The following is a 26,792-nucleotide window of genomic DNA, read 5'->3' on the forward strand; positions in this document are numbered from 1 at the left end:
GCCGTTGCGGGTCAGCGTTCAAGAACGAGCGACTTGCCTTCGAAACGCGATACGCATGGCATGATCTTGCAGCCCGCGGCCTTGTCCTCGTCGCTCAGCCAATGGTCGTTGTGCAGGAACTTGCCGTCATGCGAAATCACGTTCGTCTCACATTGGCCGCAGACGCCGCCACGGCACAGATAGGGCGGGTTCAGGCCGGCGGTTTCGATGGCCTCCAAAAGGCTTTCGTTCTCGCCGACATGGATGCCGATGCCGCTGACCGCCAGCGTCACCTCGAAGGGCTTGCCCGGCTGCGGTGCCGCGAAGTGCTCGTAATGCACGTTCTCGACCGGCCAGCCGGCATCCGCCGCCGTCTTGCGGACCCAATCGATCATGCCGGAAGGCCCGCATACATAAAGATGGGTCCCAAGCGGCTGGCCGGCAAGGAGAGTTGGCAGGTCCAGCCGTTCTTCATGGTCGTCGCGGTAGATGTTGACGCGCTTGCCGTGCCGCTGCTTCAGGACGTCGGCATAGCTTGCCAGCGCCTCGTTGCGCACGCTGTAGTGCAGTTCGAAATTGCCGCCACGCCCGGCAAGCTGCGATGTCTGGGCCAGAAACGGCGTGATGCCGATGCCGCCGGCGATCATCAGGTGCTTTCTGGCGCGCAGGTCGAGCGAAAACAGGTTGACCGGGTTGGAGATGATCATGCGGTGGCCGGGCTTGACCTGGTTGTGCATGAAAAGCGAACCGCCGCGCCCGACATCGTCGCGCCGCACGCTGATCGTATAATCATGCGTGTCGAGCGGCGAACTCATCAGCGAATAGGGGTTGAGCCGCGTGCGGTCGCCGTCGCGCATCTCGACGACGGTATGCGCGCCGCCGGAAAAGGTCGGCAGCAGGCCGCCGTCGACGCGCTGGAAGTGGAACCTTTTCACCAGGTCGTTGACGGTAACGACGTCGGTTACGACGGCTTCGATTCTGTTCGACCCACTCTTCAACGGAAAATCTCCTCTTTCTCGGGGATTTCGGTGGGGTCCTCCGCGTTGATGCATACACCCTGAAACGCGCCGATGCGGCGCGAGTAATGGTCACGTACCAGAAGAAGCAGGCCGCAATGCGAGCATGTGTAAGGCTGTGTGGTCACGTTTTCGGTGATGCCCTTGCAATGCACGCATTGCACGCGCCGCGCCAGCGAGCCGCGATGCTCGGCCTGGATGGCCCGGTGGTCGACGCCAACGGCGTTTGCCGCCAGTTCGACCTGGCTGATCAGGACTTCGGTGCCCGCCACATAGAGGCGCAGCCCCATATGCGCCTCCTCGAGGATCTGCCGCAGCCGTGGCAGGGCCGCCGCGAATGACGGCCCTTCATAGAATTTCTGCGGCGCCAGCGCCTTCAGCGCATCGACATGATGCCGATCCTCGGAACCGGGAAAATACATGATCTCCGCGCTGGCGAAGAAGCCGGCAGGGGCCTTTTTCGCCAGGTCGAGGATCGCGGCCGCCCCTTCGGCGTCCGCGATGAGCAGATGGCTTGTTCCGGCCTGCGGCGTCAGAGTTCCGTAGACCGGGCGACTCTTGATTGTCATGACCGGTACACCGTCCAACGTTCTAGCCCTTTGCGGTCCGCTTCAGCTTCTTGGGATCGTCGAAGGGCAGGGGCTGTGCCTTCGCCTTGACAGTGCCGCTTTCGTTGCGAACCTCGAGCGGCGTGCCGGCGACGGCGCAATCGACGTCGAGACGGGCAATGCCGAGCGAACGCTTGACCAGCGGGGAATACATCGCGCAGGTCACGACGCCGACCTTCTTGCCGTCGCGATAGACCGGCGCGCCCTCGTCGGCGGGCTTGTCGCTGTCCAGTTCGATGCCGAAGATCTTGAAGCGTTCCTTGCCCTTCAGCCGATAATGCTCTTCCGCGCCGCGGAAGCCGGTCTTGCCGGGGCTGACGGTGAAGTCGAGGCCAAGCTCCCACAGCGTGTCGCCGGGGCCTTCGTTCTCGAACGGGTATTTCTGCGAATTGTCGTAAGGATAGAACAGCAGGTAGCTTTCCACGCGCAGCATGTCGAGCGTCGTGAAGCGGGTGGGAATGATGCCCATCTCCTTGCCTTCGTCGACGATCGTGTCCCAGATCGCCGGGGCGTCCTGGCCGCGGCAGAAGATTTCATAGCCGCGCTCACCGGTATAGCCGGTGCGCGAGATCATGACCGGGAAGCCGAACAGGCGCGTCTGCATGTGATGGAAATAGTTGAGGTCGCGGATACCCGGCACATGTTTCGCCAGGTAGTCCACCGCGACCGGGCCTTGCAGCGACAGATCGTGCAGATTGTCGTCGAAGCGCACGGAAACGTCGCGACCGATGGAGGCACGCGTCAGTTCCTCATGGCCCGATCCGGAGCCATGCACCACCATCCAGGAATTGGGACCCATGCGATAGATGACGCAGTCGTCGGTGAACTTGCCGGCGTCGTTGAGCATGCAAGCATAGACCGACTTGCCGGGATAGATTTTTTCGACGTTACGAGTGGTGGCCAGGTCGATGACATGCGAGGCGTGAGCGCCGGTGACATGAACTTTCTTCAGGCCCGAAACATCCATAATGCCGGCCTTGGTGCGGATCGCGACATATTCTTCGTCCGCATCCTTGTCGTAGCTCCACGCGGTGCCCATGCCGCTCCAGTCTTCGAGGTTGGAGCCGAGCGCGCGATGGCGGTCAGCGAGGGTGGAAAAACGCCAAGAAGCTGTCATTGATTGAATTCCTCCATTATAGCTCGCCTGTGCGCCCCTCCCAGGGTGCGCCGGGACCGTGCCTTGCCGTGAGCAGGCTTTGTCGGCGCGCATAATGAACCGAAATGGCAAGGCAAAGCAATATCCAAGTGCAAGAATTTTTACTCATAGGCAACTTTGTCGCGACGATTCGCGGAACGGCGGGGCGCTGAGTTCGGCCGAACCAGCCGGAACAAAAAGAAGGCCCGGCATTGTAGCCAGGCCTTCAAAGGCGCCGGGGATTCATGGGAAGGGGAGCTATCCGCCGGCGCTCAGGGAGATTCGCATGGTCGGTCTGTTCAGCCGCCCATGCCTGCACAGGATAGATCCGCCGCTTCAAAAGGCGGGCGGGCGACCGATCTCGAGGCCAGCGCCAGACACTCCACGCATAGCGGCATGACGAGCATGACGCCGTCGCTGAACAGAGAGCCATTCAGCGCCTGCGCCGGGGTTCCCGACGCGATGGTCTCGAGCAGGGTGCGTGTGCGGCGCGGCATCAGGTCGGTGCAGCCGCTCATGCGGGCGAAGACGTGGCTGATCGGCACGGTGCAGCCGTCCACCGTTACAAGCGGCTCTTCTGCGCCTGCCTGCCATGAGTCCAACGCGTCCAACGCTTCGTGAAAAGCGTTTTGCAGCGTGATCGGCGCATGGCCTTCAAAAAGGTTTGGAAGCAATATCTTCATCTGCCCGTCCTTCAGGATCGAGGCGCTCGGCCGCATGGTGGATAGCTCTGCACGAGCGCCAGGAAGTTGCTTTCTATGCAAGATATTTGCATAAGAGTTAAATCGTGTCCATCGGGAATTTTGACAAAATCATGACGGCTCCGCCCGGCCGGATGATCGCGCCGCAATCAGACCGATCGCCCGTTCCGCAGTTACGGAAACGTTGCGAGCCCTCCCGGTGGCAAGAAAATCAGCGGAATCTGTGCTGCGCTTCACAGTTCTGTTGTACCGAAGTGCAAAATTGTTTTACTGTGAGTGAACAGACTCAAAAGGCGAGCGAGGCAGGATGAGCAAGGCCACGGCAACGGGACAGGGCGGCAAGGCGCGCAGTAATGGCAAGGCGGCGCCGATCGTGGCGAAAGCGGTCGGCAAGGCAGGCGTAGCCAAGGCGGCGGAGACCAAGGCCGGGGCGCCGCACAATCTGCCGCTAACGCAAAACCCTCATGCGACCCGCGACACACGCGAAAAGGTTCTGGAGGTTGCTATCGGCCACGAGGTGCGCGCCTTTCGCAAGAAGTTGGGCATCACCGTTGCCGATCTTGCGGCGGCCACCGATATTTCACTCGGCATGCTGTCCAAGATCGAGAACGGCATCACGTCGCCGTCGCTGACGACACTGCAGGCGTTGTCGCGCGCGCTCGGCACGCCGGTGACGTCCTTCTTCCGCCGTTTCGAAGAAGAGCGTAACGCGGTTTTCGTCAAGGCGGGTGAAGGCGTGGATGTCGAGCGGCGCGGCACGCGCGCCGGCCATCAATACAATCTTCTGGGGCATATCGGGGCCGATTCCAGCGGCGTTGTCGTGGAACCCTATCTGATCACCCTGTCGGGAGATTCGGACGTGTTTCCCACCTTCCAGCATGACGGGCTGGAGTTCCTCTATATGTTGCAGGGCGAGGTGGTTTACCGCCATGGCCACAATCTCTACCGGATGACACCCGGCGACAGCCTGTTCTTCGATGCCGACGCACCGCACGGACCGGAGGAACTGACGACACTGCCGATCAGCTACCTGTCGATCATCTGCTATCCGCGCGGCCGCGGCTGAGGCCGGGTTCCCGAAAAGCGCGTGCTCTTCGCATTGCCTTACGCCCGGTTGTGAATTGCCCGGCGGGCTGTTGTGGCTCTATGTTTTCGCAGGATTTTAAGCCAGAGAGGCGCCGGCTTTATGCACTTTTATCCTGAGCCGGCGCAGCGCTTGTCGGTTGACAAGCCTTCGATGCGATGCTTTCCTGATTGGAAAGTAATTTGTCTGACAGTGTAATCGTGGGCGGTTCGCCTCCGCATTCCGGTCAGGCTTTAACGGGACCCCGCAGACGAAAAAAAGGAGAGTTTTCAGGCTTCCGGCCCCGTGCCGGGGCATAGGCTACGTTTTGCCATTGCATACGCAACAGGTGCTTCAATTCGAATGGAGGAGATTCGATGAACCGACGAATACCTGATCCCGATCTTGCAATACCCACCGCAGCGCGTGGGTGCCTTGGGCAGCCCCCGGACATGGACAATGGGAGGAGCATAGCATGAGCCAGACCGATTTTGAATCGCATGACGTCCTGGACTACGAACAGGGCAATCTTCAGACCGGGACGAACTGGTGGGGGGCCTTCGTCATCGGCCTCGCCGGAACCATCCTGGTCACGGGCGCAGCACCGGCATTCCTGACGGTGTTCGGCGCGTCCTACATTCCCTTCATCACCTTCTTCACGCTGACCGGCGTCGTGCTGTGCCTGCTGCTTGCCGAACTGTCGGCGATGATGCCGGGCCGCACCGGCGGTTCGCCGTCCTATGCCTATCCGGCCTACAAGAACCGCTGGCCGCGGCTGGCGCCGCACGTCAACGGGGTGACGGCCTGGATGTACTGGGTGGGCTGGATGCCGGTGGCGCCGCTCAACATGATCCTGGCGTCGTTTTACATCACCCATCTGTTCGGGCTCGACGCCACGCAGGGCATCACCCCCGTCAGCACCTTCATTCCCTACTGGACGCTGGCGATCACCGCCGTCGGCCTTATCATTCTGTCGATTCCAGCCTATCTGGGAATCCGTTTCGGCACTTCGATGGCCACCATCCTGGCTGTGCTGTCGATGATCCCGCTGACTTTCCTGTCGATCGGCTTCATCTTCAACATGGATGCCGCGAACTGGAGCGAGCTGGCCGGCTTCCCGCATCTCGACGGCTCCGCCTTCAGCGATCCGATCGGCGGCTATCCGGCGTGGGTCATGTATATCGCCTATGCGTTCCCGCTTCTGTGGACGGTGATCGCCTATGAAGCGGCGGCCTGCTACATCGGCGAGTGCAAGCATCCTGGCCGCGACGCCAAGATCGCGATGACGCTGGAAGGCGGCTATGGCGTGTTCGTTTACACCATGCTACCGATTTCCTTTGTGGTGATCCTTGGTGCACAAGCGATTTCCGACCCGGCCCTTGTCGATCCGAAGACGATGTTCGTCACCTTCGCCAGCAACATTTTTCCCGGCGTCGCCGGAACGGTGATGGAGTGGCTGATGGCGATCATGCTCATCGTTGCGCTGGTGCTTTCGGCGCTCAATTCGCTGATGGGCTGCTCGCGCTCGCTTTACCAGATGTCGCTGGACGGGCAGTTCCCCCGCTTCTATCAGCATCTCAACAAGCATCATGTGCCGGACCGCGCCATGATGACCAATGTGGTGGCGAGCCTGGCCATCGCCTTCATGGGCGGCGCCATCGAGATCTATTCCTTCTCGAATGTCGGCTATCTCGGTTCGTTCGTGCCGGTGCTGATCGCCTATTATCTGCTGCGCAACGACCGGCCTAACGTGCATCGCCCGTTCCGCCTGCCGGAATTCTTCAAATATATCGCGCTTGCTCTTGCCGCGCTCTATTTCTTCGTGTGGCTGGCGGGTGGCCTGATATATTCGTATATCGGCGGACAGGCGGTATATTACTTCCTCGGCGTGATAACGATCTTCATGTATCTCCCGCTCTACTGGTATCGAAAATGGGAAGACCGCAAGAGCGGGCTTGCCGGCAACGAAATCGCGGTTGCGGGTGAATAGGAGGATGGTGATGCGCAATTTCTTCAGGCGATCGTCGCCGGTTGCGGACCATGGCGGTCCGCGGCAGGTGCTGGTCGCCTCGGAAGGCCGGCGTATCAGCGAGGACGTCATCCAGTTGGCCGCGCGCATCGCGCGCGGCCATGATGGCAGAGTCCGCGTGCTGAGTGTCGCGCGCCTTTGGGGCACAAGCTTCGGCCTGCCCAATCCCGGACTGAAGCCAAGCCGGCGCGAGATGGCCGAGCAGGAGGATAATGTCGCCCAGGCTATCGAGCGGCTGGAAGCGCTCGATGTCATCGCGGATGGCCATATCGTCGTCACCCGTCATCCGGCCAAGAGCATTCTTCGCGAGGCCGGACGGCTGAATTGCGCGGCGATCGTCATGGGTGCCGATCCACGGCGCAACCCGGTCGTCGGCTCAATGATGTGGAGCCAGGAACCTCATCGCGTCCGCCGGAGCGCGCCGATTCCGGTGCATCTGGTCGGCGCATCTCCATCGGCGCAGAAGGCGGGCTCATATGCCGAATTCAAGGTCGCGTCGCCCGTGCAATCGCATCTTCTCTCCAGGGAAAAAAAAATTCATAGCAGTTGAATTTAATTCGGGAACCTGCTAGCTTTTTGCGAGCATCAAACAGGCTGAGGTAACGGCGATGTGTGGAATCGTGGGACTCTTTATAAAGGACAAGGCATTGGAGCCGCAGCTCGGTGCGCTTTTGTCCGAAATGCTGATAACGATGACGGATCGCGGCCCTGACAGCGCCGGCATCGCCATCTATGGCGGCGACGCCAAGGGGCATGGCAAGATCACCGTCCAGTCGCCCAATCCCGATGTGGATTTCAAGGGCCTCGACACCGACCTCGGCGCCAAGCTCGGCACCAAGGTTTCGGCCATCGTCAAATCGACACATGCGGTTCTCGACGTTCCGGCGGAGAAGCTGGAAGAGGCGCGCGCCGCGATAGCCGAATTGCGCCCCGACGTGCGCGTGATGGGCTCGGGCGAGGCCATCGAGATCTACAAGGAAGTCGGGCTGCCCGAAGATGTGGTCAAGCGTTTCGACATCGCCAAGATGAGCGGCAGCCATGGCATCGGCCATACCCGCATGGCGACCGAATCCGCCGTCACCACATTGGGCGCGCATCCGTTCTCGACCGGTCCGGACCAGTGCCTGGTGCACAATGGCTCGCTGTCGAACCACAACAATCTGCGTCGCGAAATGAAGCGCGACGGCATGAAGTTCGAGACCGAGAACGACACCGAGGTGGCGGCGGCCTATCTTTCGTCGAAGATCGCCCATGGCGAAAATCTCGGCCAGGCGCTCGAATCGAGCCTCAACGATCTCGACGGCTTCTTCACCTTCGTCGTCGGCACCAAGGATGGCTTCGGCGTCGTTCGCGATCCGATTGCCTGCAAGCCGGCCGTCATGGCCGAAACCGATCAGTATGTCGCATTCGGTTCGGAATACCGCGCGCTGGCCAACCTGCCGGGCATCGAGACTGCCCGAGTGTGGGAGCCGGAACCCTCAACCGTCTATTTCTGGGAGCACTGAGAGCATGCACGCGTCAAACCTGGCAACCGCCCCAGTCACCAAGGTGAATTACGCACCCAAGGTGTTCGATCTTTCCAAGATCACCTTGCGTGAGTTCAACCAGGCGCTTCACGACATTACCGACGGCGCCACAGAGACCAACTGGGAAGTCCTGAACCCCAAGGGCAGCCATGCCGTAGCCGTCGGCGCCGAGCATGCCATCTCCATCGATGTGCAGGGCAGCGTCGGCTATTACTGCGGCGGCATGAACCAGAACAGCACGATCACGATCCACGGTTCGGCCGGCCCCGGCGTCGGCGAGAACATGATGTCGGGCGCCATCTTCGTGAAGGGCGACGCCAGCCAGTATGCCGGCGCGACCGGACGCGGCGGTATGCTCGTCATCGATGGCAACGCCTCGTCGCGCTGCGGCATCTCGATGAAAGGCATCGACATCGTTGTGGGCGGCAATGTCGGTCATATGTCGGCCTTCATGGCGCAGTCAGGAAATCTCGTCGTGCTCGGTGACGCCGGCGACGCCTTCGGCGATTCCATCTATGAGGCCCGCCTGTTCCTTCGCGGCGAGGCCAAGAGCCTTGGCGCCGACTGCATCGAAAAGGAAATGCGCCCCGAGCATATCGAGATCCTGAAGGATCTGCTTGCCCGTGCCGGCATCACTGACGTCAAGCCGGAGGAGTTCAAGCGCTACGGTTCGGCGCGCACCCTCTACAACTTCAACATCGACAACGCCGATGCGTACTGAGGTCTGACATGTCCTATCACAATCCTCCGACTACCCCACGCAGATCGGCGACGTTCGACGAATATCATATGTCGGAAATCCGGCGCGCGGCCGCGACCGGCATCTATGACATTCGCGGTGCGGGCGCCAAGCGCAAGGTCCCCAATTTCGACGACCTTCTGTTCCTTGGCGCCTCGATCTCGCGTTATCCGCTCGAAGGCTACCGCGAGAAATGCGAGACCAAGGTCACGCTCGGCACGCGCTTTGCCAAGAAGCCGATCGAGCTGAAGATCCCGATCACCGTGGCGGGCATGAGCTTCGGCTCGCTGTCCGGTCCGGCCAAGGAAGCTCTCGGCCGCGGCGCCACCATCGCCGGCACCTCGACCACCACCGGTGACGGCGGCATGACCGAGGAAGAGCGCGGCCATTCGCAGACGCTGGTCTATCAGTACCTGCCTTCGCGTTACGGCATGAACCCGCGTGACCTGCGCCGCGCCGACGCCATCGAAGTCGTTGTCGGCCAGGGTGCCAAGCCCGGCGGCGGCGGCATGCTGCTCGGCCAGAAGATTTCCGATCGCGTTGCCGAGATGCGCACGCTGCCGAAGGGCATCGACCAGCGTTCGGCTTGCCGTCATCCGGACTGGACCGGCCCCGACGATCTCGAGATCAAGATTCTCGAACTGCGCGAAATCACCAATTGGGAAAAGCCGATCTATGTGAAGGTCGCCGGCGCGCGCCCCTATTACGATACCGCCCTTGCCGTTAAGGCTGGCGCCGACGTCGTTGTGCTCGACGGCATGCAGGGCGGCACCGCCGCCACGCAGGAAGTGTTCATCGAGCATGTCGGCCAACCGACGCTGGCCTGTATCCGGCCCGCCGTCAAGGCGCTTCAGGATCTGGGCATGCATCGCAAGGTCCAGCTCATCGTCTCCGGCGGTATCCGCACCGGCGCGGATGTGGCCAAGGCCATGGCTCTGGGCGCCGATGTGGTGTCGGTCGGCACGGCCGCGCTGATTGCGCTCGGCGACAATGACCCGCACTGGGAATCGGAGTATCAGAAGCTCGGCACGCATGCCGGCGCTTATGACGACTGGCACGAGGGCAAGGATCCGGCCGGCATCACCACGCAGGACGCGGAACTGATGAAGCGTGTCGATCCGGTCGCCGCTGGCCGCCGCCTGGCGAATTACCTCAAGGTGATGACGCTGGAGGCGCAGACGATCGCCCGTGCCTGTGGGCATAACCACATGCACAACCTTGAGCCGGAAGATCTTTGCGCCCTCACCATCGAGGCTGCGGCTATGGCCGGGGTTCCGCTGGCGGGGACGAGCTGGGTACCGGGGCAGGGCACCTTTTAAACACCGATCGGGAGGAGCAGTTCATGGGAAGTGCATTTCAGATGAAACAGGACGCAACCGCGCAGATCGATCTTGAAGCCTACGCCAACGCGCGTAACATCAAGTTCTTCATGATCACCTATACCGACGTGCTCGGCTATCAGCGCGCCAAGCTGGCGCCGACACGCGCGATTGCGGACATGCAGAAGAACGGAGCCGGCTTTGCCGGCTTCGCCGGCGGCATGGATATGACGCCAGCCAATTCCGACATGCTGGCCATTCCTGATCCGGCCTCTGTCATCCAGCTGCCGTGGAAGCCCGAGGTCGCCTGGCTGGCTTCGGACTGTGCGATGGACGGCAAGGGTGTGGATCAGGCGCCGCGCAACACGCTGAAGCGCCTGGTCGCCGAAGCCGCCGCTGCCGGCATCCGCGTCAAGACCGGCGTCGAGCCGGAATTTTTCCTGACCACGCCGGACGGCAAGCTGATCGCCGACGAGCACGACCGTATGGCCAAGCCCTGCTACGACCAGCAGGCGCTGATGCGCCGCTTCGACATCATCGCCGAGGCCAGCGACGCCATGCAGGATCTGGGCTGGGAGCCCTATCAGAACGACCACGAGGACGCCAACGGCCAGTTCGAGATGAACTGGATCTATGACGACGTTCTGATCACGGCCGACCGCTACTCGTTCTTCAAGTTCATGATCAAGACGATCGCCGAACGGCACGGCGTGCGCGCGACCTTCATGCCCAAGCCTTTCCCCGGCCTGACCGGCAATGGCTGCCATGCGCATATTTCGGCATGGGATCTTTCCGGCACGAAGAACGTGTTCGCCGACGACACCGCCAAGGACGGGCTGTCCGAGCGCGGCATGCACTTCCTCGGCGGCATCATGAAATATGCCCCGGCGATGACGGCCATCATCTGCCCGACGGTGAACTCCTACAAGCGCATCAACGCGCCGCGCACGGCTTCCGGCGCGACCTGGGCACCGAACGCGGTGACCTGGACCGGCAACAACCGCAGCCATATGGTGCGCGTGCCCGGCCCCGGCCGCTTCGAACTGCGGTTGCCCGACGGTGCGGCCAATCCGTATCTGATGCAGGCGGTTATTCTCGCCGCCGGTCTCGCCGGCCTGCGCGACAAGCTCGATCCGGGCAAGCGCAGCGACATCAACATGTATGAGGACGGCCACACCATCAAGGACGCGCCGCGCCTGCCGCTCAACCTGCTCGATGCGCTTCGCCTTCTCGATGGCAGCAAGGAGTTCAAGCAGCAACTCGGCCTCGAACTCGTCGATGCGTTCGTGAAGATGAAGATGAAGGAATGGAATTCCTACGTGTCTCACTTCACGGAGTGGGAACGCGATAACGCACTCGACATCTGACGTGAAAGCCGGATCGCCCCAAACCCGGAAACATCAGGCCGGAACACTGCGATGAACTATTCGATCTTTTCACTTCTCAAGGCAGCACTGTCCAATCATCAGGGTTGGACCCGTGCCTGGCGCGATCCGGCTCCTAAAAAACACTATGACGTCGTCATCATCGGCGGCGGCGGGCATGGCCTCGCCACCGCCTATTTCCTGGCCCACAAATACGGCATCCGTAATGTCGCGGTGCTGGAGAAGGGCTGGATCGGCTCCGGCAATGCCGGACGCAACACGACCATCATCCGTTCCAATTACGGTTTGCCCGGCAATACCGGCTTCTATGAATTGTCCATGCAGCTTTGGGAGCGCATGGAGCAGGACCTCAACTACAACACCATGGTCAGCCAGCGCGGCGTGCTGAACCTCTATCATTCCGACGCCCAGCGCGACGCGTTTGCGCGGCGCGGCAACACCATGCGCCTCAACGGCATCGATGCCGAACTGCTGGATCAGGCGCAACTCAGGCGCGAATTGCCCTTCCTCAACTACGACAATGCCCGCTTCCCGATCATGGGCGGCCTCATCCAGCGCCGCGGCGGCACGGCCCGGCACGATGCGGTGGTGTGGGGCTATGCGCGCGCCGCCGACAAATACGGCGTTGATGTCATCCAGAATTGCGAAGTCACCGGTTTCGTTCGCGATAACAGCGGCCGCGTCACCGGCGTGGAAACCTCGCGCGGCACCATTGGCGCCGGCAAGGTCGGCATGGCGGTCGCCGGCAACTCCTCGCGCGTCGCCTCCATGGTCGATATGCGCCTGCCGATCGAGAGCCATGTGCTGCAAGCCTTCGTCTCCGAGGCGATCAAGCCGCTGATCCCCGGCGTCGTCACCTTCGGCGCGGGGCATTTCTATGTCAGTCAGTCGGACAAGGGCGGCCTGGTTTTCGGCGGCGACCTCGACGGCTACAATTCCTATGCCCAGCGCGGCAACATGCCGGTGATGGAAGATGTCTGCGAAGGCGGCATGGCCATCATGCCGATGATCGGGCGCGTGCGCATGCTGCGCCAATGGGGCGGCATCATGGACATGTCGATGGACGGTTCGCCGATCATCGACAAGACGCCGATCGATGGCCTCTACCTCAATGCCGGCTGGTGCTATGGCGGCTTCAAGGCGACGCCGGCTTCCGGCCTTGTCTTCGCTCACTTGCTGGCGCGCGACGAGCCACATGCGGAAGCGGCGCGCTTCCGGCTCGACCGGTTCCGCCGTGGCGCGATGATCGACGAAAAGGGCCAGGGCGCCCAGCCAAACCTGCACTGAAAGCGAGACTGGTGGAATGCGTATTGCATGTCCCTTCTGCGGCGAACGCGACTCGAGCGAATTCAGCTATCTGGGTGACGCGTCGCCCAAGCGGCCGAATTTCGCGGTCGACAGTCCGAACAGCCCGGCTGAGATTGAAGACGCCGTCTTCGATTATGTCTATCTGCGCGCCAATGTCGCCGGCGACATGCGCGAATACTGGTATCATGGCGGCGGCTGCCGCTCATGGCTGATCGCCGAGCGCAATACGGTGACGCATGAGTTCAAATCGGTGACGGCGGCGCCGGGTGCCGGCGCGGCATTGGCGGGGCAGGCGGGAGAATGACGATGTCTGGCTACACCGAAACCCAGCCGCTCGGGCGGACGGCGACCGCCGACGGCCGTGCTTCGCCCGACCGGTCCTCGGCTGCGAACCAGTCGCACCGGCTGGCCAATGGCGGCCTGATCGACCGTCAGGCGCCGCTGCAATTTTCCTTCGACGGCAAGTCCATGTCCGGTTTTGCCGGCGATACGCTGGCGTCGGCGCTGGTCGCCAATGGCGTCAAGCTGGTCGCCCGCTCGTTCAAGTATCACCGCCCGCGCGGCATCATGACGGCGGGCTCGGAAGAGCCCAGCGCGCTTGTCGAAATGCGCACCGGCGCGCGCAAGGAGGCCAATACCCGCGCCACCACGCAGGAGCTTTATGACGGGCTGGTCGCCAGCAGCCAGAATCGCTGGCCTTCGCTGCGCCGCGACTTCATGGCGGTCAATTCGCTGCTGTCGCCGATCTTCGTCGCCGGCTTCTACTACAAGACGTTCATGTGGCCGGCGAAGTTCTGGGAAAAGCTTTACGAGCCGGCGATCCGCCGCGCCGCGGGCCTTGGTGAAACCGCGCATCTGCCGGACCCCGACCATTACGACAAGGCATGGGCGCATTGCGACGTGCTGGTTGTCGGTAGCGGCGCAACCGGACTTTCGGCGGCACTCGCGGCGGGCCGTGCCGGTGCGCGTGTTATCCTTTGCGAGGAAGATAGTCATATCGGCGGCCGCCTGCTCAGCGATGGCGGCGAAATCGACGGCATGCCGGCGCTCGACTGGCTGCGCCGTGTCACCGACGAGCTGGCCTCGCTGCCGAATGTCCGCATCATGGCGCGCACCGCCGTGTTCGGCGTTTATGACGGCGGCGATTTCGGCGCGCTGGAGCGCGTCAACGACCATGTGCCGCAGCCGGCCGAGCATCAGGTTCGCCAGCGCCTGTGGCGCATTGCCACCAGACGCAGCGTCGTCGGCGCCGGCGCCATCGAGCGGCCGATCGTCTTTCCGGGCAATGACCGGCCAGGCGTGATGATGGCGGCGGCCGTGCGCACCTATATCAATCGCTTCGCGGCGATGCCGGGCAAGCGCATCGCCGTATTCACCAATAATGACGATGGCTGGCGCACGGTGGAGGCTGTGGTGCGGGCCGGCGGCGAGATCGCTGCTGTCATCGATCCGCGCGGCAAGGTGCCGGCCGCCTATCGCGCCCTTGCCGACCGGAGCGGCCTGCGCGTTCTCCCCGGTCAGGTCGTCGATGTGAAGGGCGGGGTCGATGGCGTACGTTCAATCACCGTTGCCACCGGCAGCAGCACGCAGAACATCGACACGGATTGCCTTGCCGCTTCGGGCGGCTGGAATCCCAATGTCGCTCTGTCCAGCTTCCATCGCGGCCGGCCGACATGGCGTGAGGACATTGCGGCTTTCGTTCCGGGCGTGAGCCCACCCGGCATGATCATGGCGGGTGCGGCGAATGGCGACCTGTCTCTTGACGCGTGCCTGCGCACCGGCCATGCCGCCGGCGCCATGGCCGCCGCCGAAACCGGGGCCAAGGGCAAGTCGGGCAATGCCGCCAAGGCGGCCGACGAGGCTTTCGCGATACAGCCGCTGTGGCAGGTCAAGGCCAAGGGCAAGGCGTTCGTGGATTTCCAGCACGACGTCACCGCTTCCGACGTCACGCTGGCGCAGCGCGAAGGCTTTGAGAGCGTCGAGCATCTCAAGCGTTACACCACGCTCGGCATGGCGACCGACCAGGGCAAGAACTCCAATGTCACCGGTCTGGCGATCATGGCCGATGCGCGCGGACGCTCGATTGCCGAAACCGGCACGACGATCTACCGCCCGCCTTACGCGCCGGTGGCCATCGGTGCGCTGGCCGGTCATCATCGCGACCAGAACTTCCACGCCTGGCGGCTGACGCCGTCGCATCACTGGGCCGCAGAGCGCGGCGCGGTGTTTGTCGATACCGGTCTTTGGAAGCGTGCCCAGTGGTTCCCGCTGGCCGGCGAGACGGACTGGCTGCAATCGGTCAAGCGCGAAGTGCTGGCGGTGCGCAATGGCGTCGGCTTCTGCGACGTGTCCACGCTCGGCAAGGTCGATGTGCGCGGCGCCGATGCCGGCACCTTCCTCGATCGCGTCTACATCAACGGCTTCTCGAAACTGGCGGTGGGCAAGGCGCGTTACGGCTTGATGCTGCGCGAGGACGGCATCGTCATGGACGACGGCACGACGTCGCGCCTGGCCGAAGACCATTATCTGACGACGACCACGACGGCCAAGGCCGGTCCGGTGACACAGCATCTCGAATTCTGCCGGCAGGTGCTGTGGCCGGAACTCGACGTGCAGCTTTCCAGCGCCACCGACCAGTGGGCGCAGTTCTCGATTGCCGGGCCGCGCACGCGCGATCTCTTGATCAATCTGGTCGATCCTTCGGAAGACGTTTCCAATGAGGGCTTCCCCTTTATGGGCGTGCGCGAAGTCATGCTCAGGGGCGGCATGAAGGCGCGGCTGTTCCGCATCTCCTTCTCCGGCGAAATGGCGTTCGAGATCGCGGTGCCGGCGCGTTATGGCGAGGCGATGGCGCGCAACATCATGAAGGCCGGCGAGCCGTTCGGCGTCGTGCCCTACGGCACCGAGGCGCTCGGCGTCATGCGCATCGAAAAGGGCCATGTCGCCGGTCCCGAACTTAACGGCATGACCACCGCCAGCGACCTTGGTCTCGGCGGCATGGCGTCGAAGAAGAAGGATTTTATCGGCCGCATCATGGCCGGTCGCGAGGCGTTGATGGCGCCCGACCGGCAGGTCGTTGTCGGCATCAAGCCGGTGGACAAGGCAAGGCGGCTGCGCTCCGGCGCGCATGTCGTTCCGAAAGGCGCCATTCCCGGCCCGGAGACGGATCAGGGTTATCTTACCTCGGTGTGCTTCTCGCCGGTGCTCGATCACTGGATCGCGCTGGCGCTGGTCGAGCGTGGCCGTGAGCGGATCGGCGAGATCGTGCGCATTTGTGACCCGCTTCGCAACGAGGACTATGAAGCCGAAATCTGCAGCCCGGTCTTTTACGACCCCGAAGGAGGGCGCCAGCGTGCCTGATTTTACCTGGGAAACCCAATCGCCGCTGCGCAAGGCGCTTGTCGTCGGCCGCCACGGTGCCGGCACTGGCGCGGCGGGCGTGACGCTTAGGGAAGTGCGCGACATCGCGCTGGTACAGGTGATGGCGCGGCGCGGTCAGGCGGCGGCCACCGCCAAGGCTGCGAAGAAGCTGTTCGGCGTCGAGCCGCCGACCTCGCCGAAAGCCGTGACGGCCAAGACCGCGACGCTGATCTGGTCGGGCGCCGATCAGTTCCTCGCTTTCGCGCCGCATTCCGGCGATGAATTCTATGCGAAACTGGCGGACACGTTCGCCGGCATCGCCTCGCTCTCCGACCAGTCGGACGGCCGCTGCGCCCTGCACATCAGCGGGCCGCGTGCGCGCGATGCAATGGCGAAGTTCTGCGCGCTCGACCTGCACGACACGGTGTTCCCGGTTGGTGCTGCGGCCTCGACAGCGATCGACCACACCAACGCCTCGGTCTGGCGTTCCGCCGATGAAGCGGGCGAGGCGGTTTACAATCTTCTCGTCTTCACCAGTTTCTCCGACAGCCTGTGGCACATGATTGCCGACGCGGCGCTGGAATACGGGCTGGATGCGGGGCACGTCAGCGCCGTTCAGTAGGCGGTCGCGCCAATCCGGCTAGCATCGCCCGGACAGAATCCTATTGTTGAAAGCCCCGTTCATCGAGCGGGGCTTTTTCGTGGCCGGATCTGGCTTTCACCCCTCGACGAACCGCCATAAAAAACCGGCCGGGAGTTACCCCGGCCGGTTCAAATCCATCCACTGTGGCCGCGTTATTCCGCGGCCTCGACATGCTTGGTCAGCGGCTGGACCCTGGCGGCGCAGTATTTGAACTCCGGGATCTTGCCGTAGGGGTCGAGCATCGGATTGGTCAACCGGTTGGCCGGGCTTTCGTTGAAGCAGAACGGCATGAACACCATGCCGTCGGCCACCTCGCGGTCGGCGCGCAGGATCGCCTCGACCGTGCCGCGTCGCGTCTCGACCTCGATCATGTCTCCGATATGCAGGCCCTGCCGCTCGATCTCGTAGGGGTTCATGGCGGCGATGCCCTGCGGCTCGATGGCGTTGAGCACGCCGGCCCGGCGCGTCATGGCGCCGGTGTGCCAATGTTCGAGCATGCGCCCTGTGGTCAGCACCAGCGGATATTGCTCGTCCGGCACTTCGGCGGGCGGTGTGAGGTCGGCCGGCACGATGCGGCCGCGGCCATCGGAGGTCGGGAAGCCGGAGGTGAAGACGATCTCGTTGCCTGGAACGTCCGGGCCGTCGGCCGGATAGATGACCGATTCCTCGCGCTCGATGCGCTCCCACGAGATGTGGTTGAGCGAGGGCATGACCTCGGCCATCTCGGTATAGACTTCCGAAACATGCTTGTAGTTCCAGTCGAGGCCCATGCGGCGCGCAAGTTCGATGATGAGGTCGAGATCCTGACGCGCTTCGCCCGGCAGATCGAGCGCCGGGCGGCCGATCTGCACCTGCCGGTTGGTGTTGGTGTAGGTGCCGAGCTTTTCGGCATGTGCCGAGGCCGGCAGGATCACGTCGGCATGCCATGCGGTTTCGGTCATGAAAATGTCCTGCACCACCAGATGATCGAGCTTGGCAAGGGCGGCGCGGGCGTGAATCTGGTCGGGATCCGACATGGCCGGATTCTCGCCCATGATGTACATGCCCTTGATCTCGTCCGCGTGGATGGCATCGATGATCTCGACCACGGTGAGCCCCTTCTTGGGGTCGAGCGTCTGGCCCCAGAAGTTCTCGTACTGGCTACGGATATCGACGTTCTCCACCGATTTGTAGTCGGGATAGTACATCGGGATGAGGCCGGCGTCGGACGCGCCCTGCACGTTGTTCTGGCCGCGCAGCGGATGCAGGCCGGTGCCCGGACGGCCGACATGGCCGGTGATCAGCGCCAGCGCGATCAGGCAACGCGAATTGTCGGTGCCGTGCGTGTGCTGGGAAAGGCCCATGCCCCAGAAGATCATAGAGCGCTCGGATTTGGCATAGAGACGTGCCACCTCGCGCAGCACCGAGGCATCGATGCCGCAGACCGGCGCCATGGCCTCGGGCGAGAAGTCCTTGACCTTCTTCTTCAGCGCCTCGAAGCCGCTGACATTGGCCTGGATATATTGCTCGTCATAGAGCTTTTCTTCCACGATCACATGCAGAAGCGCATTCAGCATGGCGACGTCGCTGCCCGGCTTGAACTGCAGCGAATGGGTGGCGTGGCGCATCAGGTCCTGCTTGCGCGGGTCCATGATGACCAGTTTCAGGCCCTTCTTGACCGCCTGCTTGAAATAGGTGGCCGCTACCGGATGATTGGTGGTGGGGCGCGAGCCGATGATGATGACGCACTCCGCCTTCATGGCATCCATGAACGGCGCGGAGACGGCACCCGAGCCGACGCCTTCCATGAGAGCCGCGACCGACGAGGCATGGCACAGCCGCGTGCAATGGTCGATATTGTTGGTGCCGAAGCCCTGGCGGACGAACTTCTGGAACAGATAGGCTTCCTCGTTCGAGCCCTTGGCCGAGCCGAAACCGGCGAGCGCCTGGCCGCCATCTTCCTTGAGGATCTTTTTCAACCCGCTGGTGGCGCGTTCCAGCGCCTCCTCCCATGTCGCCTCGCGGAACACGGTCAGCGGGTCGACATTGCGCAGGTCGATATCGCCGGCCTTGGGCGCGTCGTCGCGGCGGATCAGCGGCTTGGTCAGGCGTTCGGGCGACATGGCGTAGTCGAAGCCGAAGCGGCCCTTGACGCACAGGCGGTTCTCATTGGCCGGGCCGTTGCGACCGTCGACCTGGACGATCTTGTTGTCCTTGACGGCGACCTTGGTCTGGCAGCCGACGCCGCAGAAGGGGCACACCGAATCCACCACCCGGTCGAACTCCTGGATGGCGCGGGTCTTGGCCGCCGGGTCCATCAGCGTCTTTTCATAGAGCGCGCCGGTCGGGCAGGCCTGCACGCATTCGCCGCAGGTGACGCAGGTGGAAAGCCCCATCGGGTCGTGCATGTCGAAGACGGGGATGGTGTGGCCGCCGCGATCGGCCATGCCGATCACGTCATTGACCTGAACCTCGCGGCAGGCGCGCACGCAGGCGCCGCAGGCAATACAGGCGTCGAGATTGACGGCGATCGCCGGGTTGGAAATGTCGAACTCGGCCGCGTCGGCGGTCTCGAACTTGGAGGGATAGCGGGAGCTGCCCGAAATGCCCATCGACGAGGCCCATTGCCAGAATGCCGACTGGTTGTCGGGGCCGTCATTGGCGGGGCGCATGTTGCTGGCCAGCAGTTCGAACACCATTTCGCGCGACTTTTCGGCGCGCTCGGTGTCGGTCTTGACCACCATGCCTTCAGTGGGCTTGCGGATGCAGGAGGCGGCCAGAACACGCTCGCCTTCGATGTCCACCATGCAGGCGCGGCAATTGCCGTCGGTGCGGTAGCCCGGCATGTTGACGTGGCAAAGATGCGGGATTTCGTTGCCTTCGCGATTGGCTACGTCCCAGATTGTTTCGCCTTCGGCAGCCGTGACCGGTTTGCCGTCAAGGGTGAATTGGATTGTGCCCGCCATCTCAGAGCTCCTCACGGAAGTGCGTCAACAAGTGGTTGACCGGGTTCGGCGCGGCCTGCCCCAGACCGCATATGGACGCATCGCGCATCACCGATTCGAGGTCGCGCAGGGCGGTCTCGTCAAGTGTGCCGTCCTTTTGCAGCAGGGCCACCATCTTGCCGGTGCCCTCGCGGCACGGCGTGCACTGGCCGCAGCTTTCATGCTTGAAGAATTTCAACAGATTGACCGTCGCCGCCTTGGCGCTGTCCTGATCGGAAAAGACGACAATGGCATGCGAGCCGACGAATGCGCCGTGCTTGGCGAGTTCACCGCCGAAATCGAGCGGAATGTCGCCCATCGAGGCCGGCAATATGCCGCCTGAAGCGCCGCCCGGCAGATAAGCCTTGAAGGTGTGGCCGTCGGCCATGCCGCCGCAATGGTCCTCGATCAGTTCGCGCACGGTGACGCCGGCCGGCGCCATCTTTACGCCGGGGTTCTTCACGCGGCCCGAAACCGACCACGAGCGGATGCCCGGATGGCCAGGCTTGCCGAGAGCGGCGAACCATTCCGCGCCCTTTTCGACGATGTCGCGAATCCACCACAGCGTTTCGACATTGTGGTTGAGCGTCGGGCGGCCCCAAAGGCCGACCTCGGCGATGTAGGGCGGGCGATTGCGCGGCAGGCCGCGCTTGCCTTCGATGCTCTCCAGCATCGCGCTTTCCTCGCCGCAGATATAGGCGCCCGCGCCACGGCGAAGCTCGATAAAGCCCGGCTCGGCAATACCGGCCATCTCAAGCGCGGTGATCTCGGTGCGCAGGATTTGCAGCACTGCCGGATATTCGTCGCGCATGTAGAAATAGATGCGCTCGGCCTCGACGGCGTGCGCGGCGATCAGCGCGCCTTCCAGCGTGCGGTGCGGGTCGCGCTCCAGATAGACGCGGTCCTTGAACGTGCCCGGCTCACCCTCGTCGCCATTGATCGACATCAGCCGCGGCCCGGCATAGGAGCGCACGAACTGCCATTTCTTGCCGGCGGGGAAGCCAGCGCCGCCAAGGCCGCGCAGGCCGGCGTTCTGCATGGTTTCCATCAGCGCGTCGGCGGTCACTTCGCCCTTGCGCACCTTTTCGAGCAATTGGTAGCCGCCCTCTGCGCGATAGGCGGCAAGGTCGGTATATTTCGGCACCACCACCTTGGTGTCGCCGGTCTCGGCCATGCTCAGCAGGCCTTCCACTGTGGCGTGATCGACCTCGCGGTCGCCGATGCGGGCAGCCGGCGCCCCGGCGCAGCGGCCCATGCAGGGTGCGCGCACGACACGCACGGCAGACGGGTCGGTGCCCTTCTGCAATGCGGTCACCAGCGCCTCTGCTCCGGCCAGCATGCAGCTTACCGAATCGCAAACCCGGATCGTCAGCGGCGGCGGCGGCGTCTCGCCTTCCTTTATCACATCGAAATGGTCGTAAAAGGTCGCCACTTCGTAGATTTCGGCCTGGGCCAGCTTCATCTCATGCGCCAGCGCGCGCATATGCGCGGCGGACAGGCAGCCATATTTGTCCTGGATCAGATGCAGGAACTCGATCAGGAGATCGCGCCGGCGCTCTCTGTTGGTCAGCAGGCCCTGGACCTCGGCAAGCGCGCGATCATCCAGCGCGCGCCCCTTCGGTCCGCGATCCCGTTGACGTCTGTCATGAAATGTCATGCTTTCCACCCTTTCGACATTGCCTTTACGACACGCTTCGAGAAGTGGTCGGAATTTGACTATAAGGCAAAACTTATTCCTATGGATATAGGTCTTTCAGCAAATCTGCAAATTTTGCGTATATATGCAGCCACCTTATCCAGTGTGTTTAAAAACTGTCCATCATCCTGCCGGGGCGCCGTTTGCCATTGCGGCGGCCCGCCTTTCGATCAGGAAGATTATCCGGTCGCCGTCGCGAGCGGTGTTCTCAATGCGATCTCCGGTTTCGCCAATGAGATTGGGAATGTCGATTGCCGCCAGAGGATCGGTGCAGTGGACTTCGAGCCGATCGCCAGGCTGGATTCCACCCAGTGCCTTGCGCGTCTTCAGCGCCGGCAGGGGACATTTCAATCCCACCAGGTCAAGTTTTGTCGTTGCCATAGGCGGAACCTATCTCCTTCTTTTGGGAAGGCAAGCCCGAACAGCCTGACAACCCCGAACAGCCTGCTATCAAGAACTCAAAGCAGGCTCGAATAGGGCAAAAACGCTACCTCCTGACCGGGGCCGACTTCGGTCTCGGTTTCGTGAAGCTCGACCAGCCCGTCCGTATCCACCAGCGAAGACAGAAGGCCGGCGCCTTCTCGCGGAAACTTGACCGCTTCCAGCACGCCATCCTCGGCGCGGCGCAGATGGGTGCGCACATATTCGCGGCGGCCGGCTTTCTTCTTGTAGGTGAAAGCAGCGCGCAGCGGCACGGCGACGGGGGCCGCAAACGACGTGCCGGACAGCGCCATGATTGCCGGGCGCGCAATATGGGTGAAGGTGACGAAGCTGGCCACCGGGTTGCCCGGCAGGCCGATGAACGGCGCACCGTCGATCACGCCCATGGCGACCGGGCGACCGGGCTTGATGCCGAGGCGCCAGAACACCAGCTTTCCGACGCTTTCCACCGCCGCCTTGACGTGATCGGCCTCGCCGGTCGAAACGCCGCCCGAGGCAAGGATCAGGTCGTTGTTTTCGGCGGCCTTGGTGAGCGTCGCGGCAATCGCGCTTTGATCGTCGCCGAGGATGCCGAGATTCTCGACCGCGCAGCCGAGGCGTGTCAGCATGGCGGCTAGCATGAAGCGGTTGGAATCGAACAGTTGCGCCGGCCCGCGCGCCGCGCCGGGCGCAACGATCTCGTTGCCGGTCGACAGGACCGCGACGCGGATGCGGCGGCGCACCTCGACATGGGTGAGGCCGAACGCCGCCGCCAGCGCCACATCCTGTGGCCGCATCAGATGCCCGGCCTTGAGCGCCGCCTCGCCGGCGCGAACATCCTCGCCCGCCGGGCGGACATTGGCGCCGCGCTTGAGGCCCGGCGGCAGGATGACGCGGCCATCGGCATCCACCTGCACATCCTCCTGCATATACACTGTGTCCATGCCGGCCGGCATCGGCGCGCCGGTGAACACGCGCACGGCCTCGCCGGAGGATGCCGCCACATCTGCCGGCGCGCCCGCCTGGATGCGGCCCGCGACCGCAAAGGCAAGGCTTCCGGCGGTTGGAATGTCGGCGCCGTCCAGCGCGTAGCCGTCCACCGCCGAATTGGTGAAGGGCGGCAGCGGCAGGGGCGCGACCAGATCGCGCGCCAGCACGCGCCCATCGGCTTCGGCCAGCGGCACGCAATCACAGCCATCCACCGGGCCGATGCGCTCGGCCAGCATCGCCAAGGCTTCATCGACCGGCAGCAGCGGGCCGCCAAAGGCAAAGCAGTCGTCAGACAGTTGCGCCATGCTCTCCTACCGTTTCACCCGATCGTTCGCGACCGCGACATTTGGCCGACCTATCACTACATGATGCTGACGCGCGAGCCGTTTCGTGCCACCCTTTTGAAAACGACTCCCGGGTGCCGCTTCAGCAACCTACATATGGACGAAACCGCCATGGACCAACCCCACGAACCATCCGGCCCTCCGATCGTCATGCCCGATCCGGGGGATGCACGGCTGACCGAGCGCGTGATGGGCATCGACCAGACGGGCGCGCCCGTCGAGACCACGGTGCCGGTCGAGCGCGCACTGACGCTCTATCTCAACGCGCAGGAGATCGTCACCATGATGACGATCAACGACTATCCGGAATATCTGGCGCTGGGCTATCTGCTCAACCAGAACATGCTCAAGCCTGACGACGTGGTGACCGGCGTCGATTATGACGACGACCTTCAGGTCGCGGTGGTGCGCACCGAGCGCAACACCAATTACGAGCACAAGCTGAAGAAGCGCACGCTGACTTCGGGCTGCGCGCAGGGCACCGCTTTCGGCGACCTGATGGAGGCGCTGGAGGGCATCGAACTGCCGCAGGCCGAACTGCGCACCTCCTGGCTCTACCGGATGACGCGCACCATCAACACCGTTCCTTCGCTCTATCTCGAAGCCGGCGCGATCCACGGTTGTGTCTTGTGCCGGCAGGGCGAGGTGGTCTGCTATATGGAAGATGTCGGCCGCCACAACGCCGTGGACAAGATCGCCGGCTGGATGTACCGCCACGGCGTCGATGCCGCCGACAAGATCCTCTATACGACCGGCCGGCTGACCTCGGAAATGACCATCAAGACCGTGCGCATGGGCATCCCGATCCTGGTTTCGCGCTCCGGCTTCACCGCCTGGGGCGTGTCGCTGGCAAGACAGGTGGGGCTGACGCTGGTCGGCCGGGCGCGCGGCAAGCGCTTCACCGCGCTTTCGGGCGAACAGCGGATCGTCTTCGATCAGGATATTTCCGCCGTGGAGGACGAACCGTCGCGGCATGCGCGCAAGGGAGCCGGCCATGACGACTGAGCCGACACTTGGCGTGATCCTGGCCGGCGGACTGGCGCGCCGCATGGGCGGTGGCGACAAGCCGATGCGGCAAATCGGCGGGCGCACCATTCTCGATCATGTGGTGGAACGGTTTTCCCCGCAATGCGATGCCCTGGTCCTGAACGCCAATGGCGATCCGGGCCGCTTTGCCGCCTTCGATCTGCCCGTGGTGGCCGACACTGTGGCCGACAATCCCGGCCCGCTGGCCGGCGTGCTGGCGGCGCTCGACTGGGCGGCCGAGAACCGGCCCGAGATCAAATGGGTGGTCAGCGTCGCCGGCGATTGCCCGTTCCTGCCGCGCGATCTCGTCGCCCGGCTGCATGAGGCGCGTATGCGCGAAAATGCCGCGCTTGCCGTTGCGGCATCCGGCGGGCGCACGCATCCGGTTATCGGGTTGTGGAAAGTGGCGCTGCGTAGCGATCTCAGACATGCGCTGGTCGATGAGGACATGCGCAAGATCGACCGCTGGACGGCCCGTTATCCGCTGGCCACGGTGGAATGGCCCGCCGTGCCGGTCGATCCGTTCTTCAACGCCAATACGGTCGAGGATCTGTCGGAAGCCGAAGGCCTGGCCAAGATCGCTGGTTAGGCCGGTCGGAAACCCGCCTTTTCCAGTGCGGCGCGGCTCTCGGCGGATTGCAGCGCCCTCAAAAATGCCTGCACGGCCGGCCTGTCCTTGCGCACCGAGACCAACGCGAAATCGTAGTGCTCCTCGGCAAGTGGAATGAAACCCAGCCCTGCGGCATGCGCCACCGGCGCGATGGTGACGCCCCAGTCGGCGCGCTTTTGCGCCACGGCCGCCGCCACCGCATTGTGCGAACGCGGCTGGTTCCAGTAGCCGTCCGGCCGCGCGCCGGCCAGCAGCCGGTCGATCAGGATGCGCGTGCCGGCGCCCTGATTGCGGTTGACCATCAGGCAGGCGGGATCGGCCAGCGCCGCCGCAACCGCATCTTCGATAGACTTTCCCTCGAAGCGCGCATCGCCGCGGCGAAAGACGATGCCCTGCATGCGCCGCCAGCCGGGCACCAGTTCCAGCCCATCAGTGAGATAGTGTGTGTTGTATGTCCCGCTCGCCTCGTCGAGCAGATGGATCGGCGCCAAGTCGCTTTCGCCGCGCTTTGCTGCCGCCAATCCGCCAAGGCTGCCGACGGCCAGGGTGCGGGTGGTGAGACCGGCGCGGGCCAACGGCTCCAGAACCAGATCGAGCCCGGTGCAATGGCTGCCGATGATGACGAGATCCGGCACGCGCAGATGCGGCGAGAAAAGCGTGACGTCGGCTTGCGTCCCGGCGGGCAGGTGGTCGGCCAGCGCATCGATGCGTAAAAAGCCGTCGGCCTGCGCGAAGGAGGTGATCGCGCCCGAGCCCTTGCCGGTCGGATAGGCGATCAGCCCGCTCTCGGCTTCGACCAGCGACACCATGACGAATTCGGCGCGGCCGCGCTCGGAGGGAATGCGCAGCGGTACCCGCGCCTTGACCAGCGTCTCAGTGCGCGGCGGCAGGCCGGCCATGCGGCGCAGCACCGGCACGATCATGTCGTGGAAGGTGAACATTGCCGAAGTCGGGAAACCGGGCAGAATGATCACCGGCTTGCCGTCGCATACGGCAAGGCAGAGCGGCTTGCCGGGCTTCAGCGCAACGCCATGGGCGATGATGCCGGGCTCGCCGAGGCGAGCGATGATGCGGTGGCTGACATCGCCCGCGCCCTTCGAGGTGCCGCCGGAAAGGATCAGCATGTCGGCGGCGGCAAGAGCGGCGCGCATGGCTTTTTCGAGCCGGGCCTCGTCGTCGGCGAAGGCGCCGTGGAATACGGGCTCGCCGCCGTTTTCGGCAATCGCCGCGCTGACGATCGCGCCATTGGTGTCATAGACGGCTGCCGGCCTGAGCGCCTCGCCCGGCTGGACGAGTTCATCGCCGGTGGACAGCACCGCCACGCGCGGCTTGCGAGCAACATTCATGCTGGCGATGCCGCAGGCGGCGAGCATGCCGATCTCGCGCGAGCCGAGCACGGTGCCGGCGCGCAGCAGCATTTCGCCGCGCGCAATATCGGACCCTGCATAGGACACCAACTGGCCGGGAGCGGCGCTGCGGCGCACCTCTATCGCGCCGTCGCCGGCGGGCTGGGTGTGCTCGACCATGACCACCGCGTCGGCGCCGCGCGGCAGCGGGCCACCGGTGGCGATGACGGTGGCGAGGCCGGCCTCGATCGTCCGTGCCGGCGCGGTGCCGCAATGAATGGTTTCTCCGGTAAGCCTGAGTTGTGTCGGCACGGCTTGCGAGGCCGCCGCAATATCGGCGGACCGAACGGCGAAGCCATCGACATTCGAGCGGTCGAAGGGCGGCACGTCGATGATTGCTGCAATGTCGTCGGCAAGGGCCGCGCCGAGCGCCTCGGAAAGCGACCGCTCCTCGCTGGGGATCGGGCGCGGAAACAAAGCGGACTGGAAACGGGCCAGCGCCTCCTCGCGCGACAATATGGTCAGGAACTGCTCCTGCCCGGCGCCGTGCGGGGGATGGGGAGGGGATGAAGCCGATCTGGTCATG

At 63.6% G+C, this 26,792-nt stretch carries 22 protein-coding genes; 13 read left to right on the forward strand and 9 right to left on the reverse strand.

Annotation, left to right across the window (positions count from 1 at the left end):
* Positions 1-11: 11 nt before the first annotated feature.
* From BFN67_RS13825 to BFN67_RS13840, 4 genes are all read right to left on the reverse strand, one after another.
* Positions 12-977: a PDR/VanB family oxidoreductase gene (locus BFN67_RS13825; RefSeq protein ID WP_080920151.1), complete on the reverse strand. Its 966-nt coding sequence runs from the start codon at positions 975-977 to the stop codon at positions 12-14.
* Positions 974-1,564: a dimethylamine monooxygenase subunit DmmA family protein gene (locus BFN67_RS13830; protein WP_080920152.1), complete on the reverse strand. Its 591-nt coding sequence runs from the start codon at positions 1,562-1,564 to the stop codon at positions 974-976. The genes BFN67_RS13825 and BFN67_RS13830 overlap by 4 nt, the downstream gene beginning before the upstream one ends.
* 22 nt (positions 1,565-1,586) lie before the next feature.
* The gene (locus tag BFN67_RS13835; RefSeq protein WP_080920153.1) at positions 1,587-2,720 is read right to left on the reverse strand and encodes an aminomethyl transferase family protein; all 1,134 of its coding nucleotides are present in this window, start codon (positions 2,718-2,720) and stop codon (positions 1,587-1,589) included.
* 317 nt (positions 2,721-3,037) lie between these two features.
* Entirely contained in the window at positions 3,038-3,457 is a 420-nt protein-coding gene (locus BFN67_RS13840; protein WP_080920154.1) for a BRA0787 family protein, read from the reverse strand.
* A 289-nt stretch (positions 3,458-3,746) separates the two neighbouring features.
* On the opposite strand from BFN67_RS13840, the gene BFN67_RS13845 reads away from it, so the two are divergent.
* The 11 genes from BFN67_RS13845 (at position 3,747) to BFN67_RS13895 (ending at position 16,790) form a co-directional block, all read left to right on the forward strand.
* Positions 3,747-4,505 (forward strand): helix-turn-helix domain-containing protein, encoded by a 759-nt coding sequence (locus tag BFN67_RS13845; RefSeq protein ID WP_080920155.1) that lies wholly within the window; start codon positions 3,747-3,749, stop codon positions 4,503-4,505.
* 472 nt (positions 4,506-4,977) lie between these two features.
* Complete coding sequence (locus BFN67_RS13850) at positions 4,978-6,492, forward strand: APC family permease (protein ID WP_080920156.1); 1,515 nt, start codon at positions 4,978-4,980, stop codon at positions 6,490-6,492.
* Positions 6,493-6,502: 10 nt separating this feature from the next.
* Positions 6,503-7,081 (forward strand): universal stress protein, encoded by a 579-nt coding sequence (locus BFN67_RS13855; RefSeq protein ID WP_158083516.1) that lies wholly within the window; start codon positions 6,503-6,505, stop codon positions 7,079-7,081.
* Between the two features lie 58 nt (positions 7,082-7,139).
* Complete coding sequence (locus BFN67_RS13860) at positions 7,140-8,036, forward strand: class II glutamine amidotransferase (protein WP_080920158.1); 897 nt, start codon at positions 7,140-7,142, stop codon at positions 8,034-8,036.
* A 4-nt stretch (positions 8,037-8,040) separates the two neighbouring features.
* Positions 8,041-8,778, forward strand: a complete 738-nt coding sequence (locus BFN67_RS13865) for a GltB/FmdC/FwdC-like GXGXG domain-containing protein (protein WP_080920159.1) — start codon at positions 8,041-8,043, stop codon at positions 8,776-8,778.
* Positions 8,779-8,786: 8 nt separating this feature from the next.
* Positions 8,787-10,115: an FMN-binding glutamate synthase family protein gene (locus BFN67_RS13870; RefSeq protein WP_080920160.1), complete on the forward strand. Its 1,329-nt coding sequence runs from the start codon at positions 8,787-8,789 to the stop codon at positions 10,113-10,115.
* Positions 10,116-10,138: 23 nt separating this feature from the next.
* Positions 10,139-11,482 carry a type III glutamate--ammonia ligase gene (glnT, locus tag BFN67_RS13875; protein WP_139789173.1) on the forward strand — a complete coding sequence of 448 codons (1,344 nt, stop codon included), beginning with the start codon at positions 10,139-10,141 and terminating at the stop codon, positions 11,480-11,482.
* 51 nt (positions 11,483-11,533) lie between these two features.
* Complete coding sequence (locus tag BFN67_RS13880) at positions 11,534-12,787, forward strand: sarcosine oxidase subunit beta family protein (RefSeq protein ID WP_080920162.1); 1,254 nt, start codon at positions 11,534-11,536, stop codon at positions 12,785-12,787.
* Positions 12,788-12,803: 16 nt separating this feature from the next.
* Entirely contained in the window at positions 12,804-13,112 is a 309-nt protein-coding gene (locus BFN67_RS13885; RefSeq protein ID WP_080920163.1) for a sarcosine oxidase subunit delta, read from the forward strand.
* Complete coding sequence (locus tag BFN67_RS13890; protein ID WP_080920164.1) at positions 13,109-16,168, forward strand: sarcosine oxidase subunit alpha family protein; 3,060 nt, start codon at positions 13,109-13,111, stop codon at positions 16,166-16,168. The genes BFN67_RS13885 and BFN67_RS13890 overlap by 4 nt, the downstream gene beginning before the upstream one ends.
* Positions 16,161-16,790: a sarcosine oxidase subunit gamma gene (locus BFN67_RS13895; RefSeq protein WP_080920165.1), complete on the forward strand. Its 630-nt coding sequence runs from the start codon at positions 16,161-16,163 to the stop codon at positions 16,788-16,790. The genes BFN67_RS13890 and BFN67_RS13895 overlap by 8 nt, the downstream gene beginning before the upstream one ends.
* A gap of 173 nt (positions 16,791-16,963) precedes the next feature.
* On the opposite strand, the gene fdhF is transcribed toward BFN67_RS13895, so the two are convergent.
* From fdhF to BFN67_RS13915, 4 genes are all read right to left on the reverse strand, one after another.
* Positions 16,964-19,756, reverse strand: a complete 2,793-nt coding sequence (fdhF, locus tag BFN67_RS13900; protein ID WP_080920166.1) for a formate dehydrogenase subunit alpha — start codon at positions 19,754-19,756, stop codon at positions 16,964-16,966.
* Between the two features lies 1 nt (position 19,757).
* Positions 19,758-21,431, reverse strand: coding sequence for an NAD(P)H-dependent oxidoreductase subunit E (locus BFN67_RS13905; protein ID WP_080920167.1), 1,674 nt, complete (start codon positions 21,429-21,431; stop codon positions 19,758-19,760).
* Between the two features lie 162 nt (positions 21,432-21,593).
* Positions 21,594-21,851: a sulfurtransferase TusA family protein gene (locus tag BFN67_RS13910; protein WP_080920168.1), complete on the reverse strand. Its 258-nt coding sequence runs from the start codon at positions 21,849-21,851 to the stop codon at positions 21,594-21,596.
* Between the two features lie 77 nt (positions 21,852-21,928).
* Positions 21,929-23,185 carry a molybdopterin molybdotransferase MoeA gene (locus BFN67_RS13915; RefSeq protein WP_080920169.1) on the reverse strand — a complete coding sequence of 419 codons (1,257 nt, stop codon included), beginning with the start codon at positions 23,183-23,185 and terminating at the stop codon, positions 21,929-21,931.
* A 150-nt stretch (positions 23,186-23,335) separates the two neighbouring features.
* On the opposite strand from BFN67_RS13915, the gene fdhD reads away from it, so the two are divergent.
* Both fdhD and mobA read left to right on the forward strand, forming a co-directional pair.
* Complete coding sequence (fdhD, locus tag BFN67_RS13920) at positions 23,336-24,229, forward strand: formate dehydrogenase accessory sulfurtransferase FdhD (protein ID WP_139789175.1); 894 nt, start codon at positions 23,336-23,338, stop codon at positions 24,227-24,229.
* On the forward strand, positions 24,219-24,839 hold the full coding sequence (gene mobA / locus BFN67_RS13925; RefSeq protein ID WP_080920170.1) for a molybdenum cofactor guanylyltransferase MobA: 621 nt from the start codon (positions 24,219-24,221) through the stop codon (positions 24,837-24,839). Before fdhD ends, mobA begins: the two co-directional genes overlap by 11 nt.
* Here the strand turns inward: mobA and BFN67_RS13930 are convergent.
* On the reverse strand, positions 24,836-26,791 hold the full coding sequence (locus BFN67_RS13930) for a molybdopterin biosynthesis protein (protein ID WP_080920171.1): 1,956 nt from the start codon (positions 26,789-26,791) through the stop codon (positions 24,836-24,838). The two genes, mobA and BFN67_RS13930, sit on opposite strands and share 4 nt — an antisense overlap.
* Position 26,792: the final 1 nt, after the last annotated feature.

The organism is Manganibacter manganicus (assembly GCF_002075885.1).
GTDB lineage: Bacteria > Pseudomonadota > Alphaproteobacteria > Rhizobiales > Rhizobiaceae > Mesorhizobium > Mesorhizobium manganicum.

Bases quoted from the DNA above. Each gene is read 5' to 3' on its own strand.
- mobA (WP_080920170.1), top strand. From the start codon at position 24,219: ATGACGACTGAGCCGACACTTGGCGTGATCCTGGCCGGCGGACTGGCG.
- glnT (WP_139789173.1), top strand. From the start codon at position 10,139: ATGGGAAGTGCATTTCAGATGAAACAGGACGCAACCGCGCAGATCGAT.
- BFN67_RS13905 (WP_080920167.1), bottom strand. From the start codon at position 21,431: ATGACATTTCATGACAGACGTCAACGGGATCGCGGACCGAAGGGGCGC.
- BFN67_RS13845 (WP_080920155.1), top strand. From the start codon at position 3,747: ATGAGCAAGGCCACGGCAACGGGACAGGGCGGCAAGGCGCGCAGTAAT.
- BFN67_RS13910 (WP_080920168.1), bottom strand. From the start codon at position 21,851: ATGGCAACGACAAAACTTGACCTGGTGGGATTGAAATGTCCCCTGCCG.
- fdhD (WP_139789175.1), top strand. From the start codon at position 23,336: ATGGACCAACCCCACGAACCATCCGGCCCTCCGATCGTCATGCCCGAT.
- BFN67_RS13850 (WP_080920156.1), top strand. From the start codon at position 4,978: ATGAGCCAGACCGATTTTGAATCGCATGACGTCCTGGACTACGAACAG.
- BFN67_RS13855 (WP_158083516.1), top strand. From the start codon at position 6,503: ATGCGCAATTTCTTCAGGCGATCGTCGCCGGTTGCGGACCATGGCGGT.
- BFN67_RS13885 (WP_080920163.1), top strand. From the start codon at position 12,804: ATGCGTATTGCATGTCCCTTCTGCGGCGAACGCGACTCGAGCGAATTC.
- BFN67_RS13915 (WP_080920169.1), bottom strand. From the start codon at position 23,185: ATGGCGCAACTGTCTGACGACTGCTTTGCCTTTGGCGGCCCGCTGCTG.
- BFN67_RS13865 (WP_080920159.1), top strand. From the start codon at position 8,041: ATGCACGCGTCAAACCTGGCAACCGCCCCAGTCACCAAGGTGAATTAC.
- BFN67_RS13880 (WP_080920162.1), top strand. From the start codon at position 11,534: ATGAACTATTCGATCTTTTCACTTCTCAAGGCAGCACTGTCCAATCAT.
- BFN67_RS13860 (WP_080920158.1), top strand. From the start codon at position 7,140: ATGTGTGGAATCGTGGGACTCTTTATAAAGGACAAGGCATTGGAGCCG.
- BFN67_RS13830 (WP_080920152.1), bottom strand. From the start codon at position 1,564: ATGACAATCAAGAGTCGCCCGGTCTACGGAACTCTGACGCCGCAGGCC.
- fdhF (WP_080920166.1), bottom strand. From the start codon at position 19,756: ATGGCGGGCACAATCCAATTCACCCTTGACGGCAAACCGGTCACGGCT.
- BFN67_RS13840 (WP_080920154.1), bottom strand. From the start codon at position 3,457: ATGCGGCCGAGCGCCTCGATCCTGAAGGACGGGCAGATGAAGATATTG.
- BFN67_RS13870 (WP_080920160.1), top strand. From the start codon at position 8,787: ATGTCCTATCACAATCCTCCGACTACCCCACGCAGATCGGCGACGTTC.
- BFN67_RS13835 (WP_080920153.1), bottom strand. From the start codon at position 2,720: ATGACAGCTTCTTGGCGTTTTTCCACCCTCGCTGACCGCCATCGCGCG.
- BFN67_RS13930 (WP_080920171.1), bottom strand. From the start codon at position 26,791: ATGACCAGATCGGCTTCATCCCCTCCCCATCCCCCGCACGGCGCCGGG.
- BFN67_RS13890 (WP_080920164.1), top strand. From the start codon at position 13,109: ATGACGATGTCTGGCTACACCGAAACCCAGCCGCTCGGGCGGACGGCG.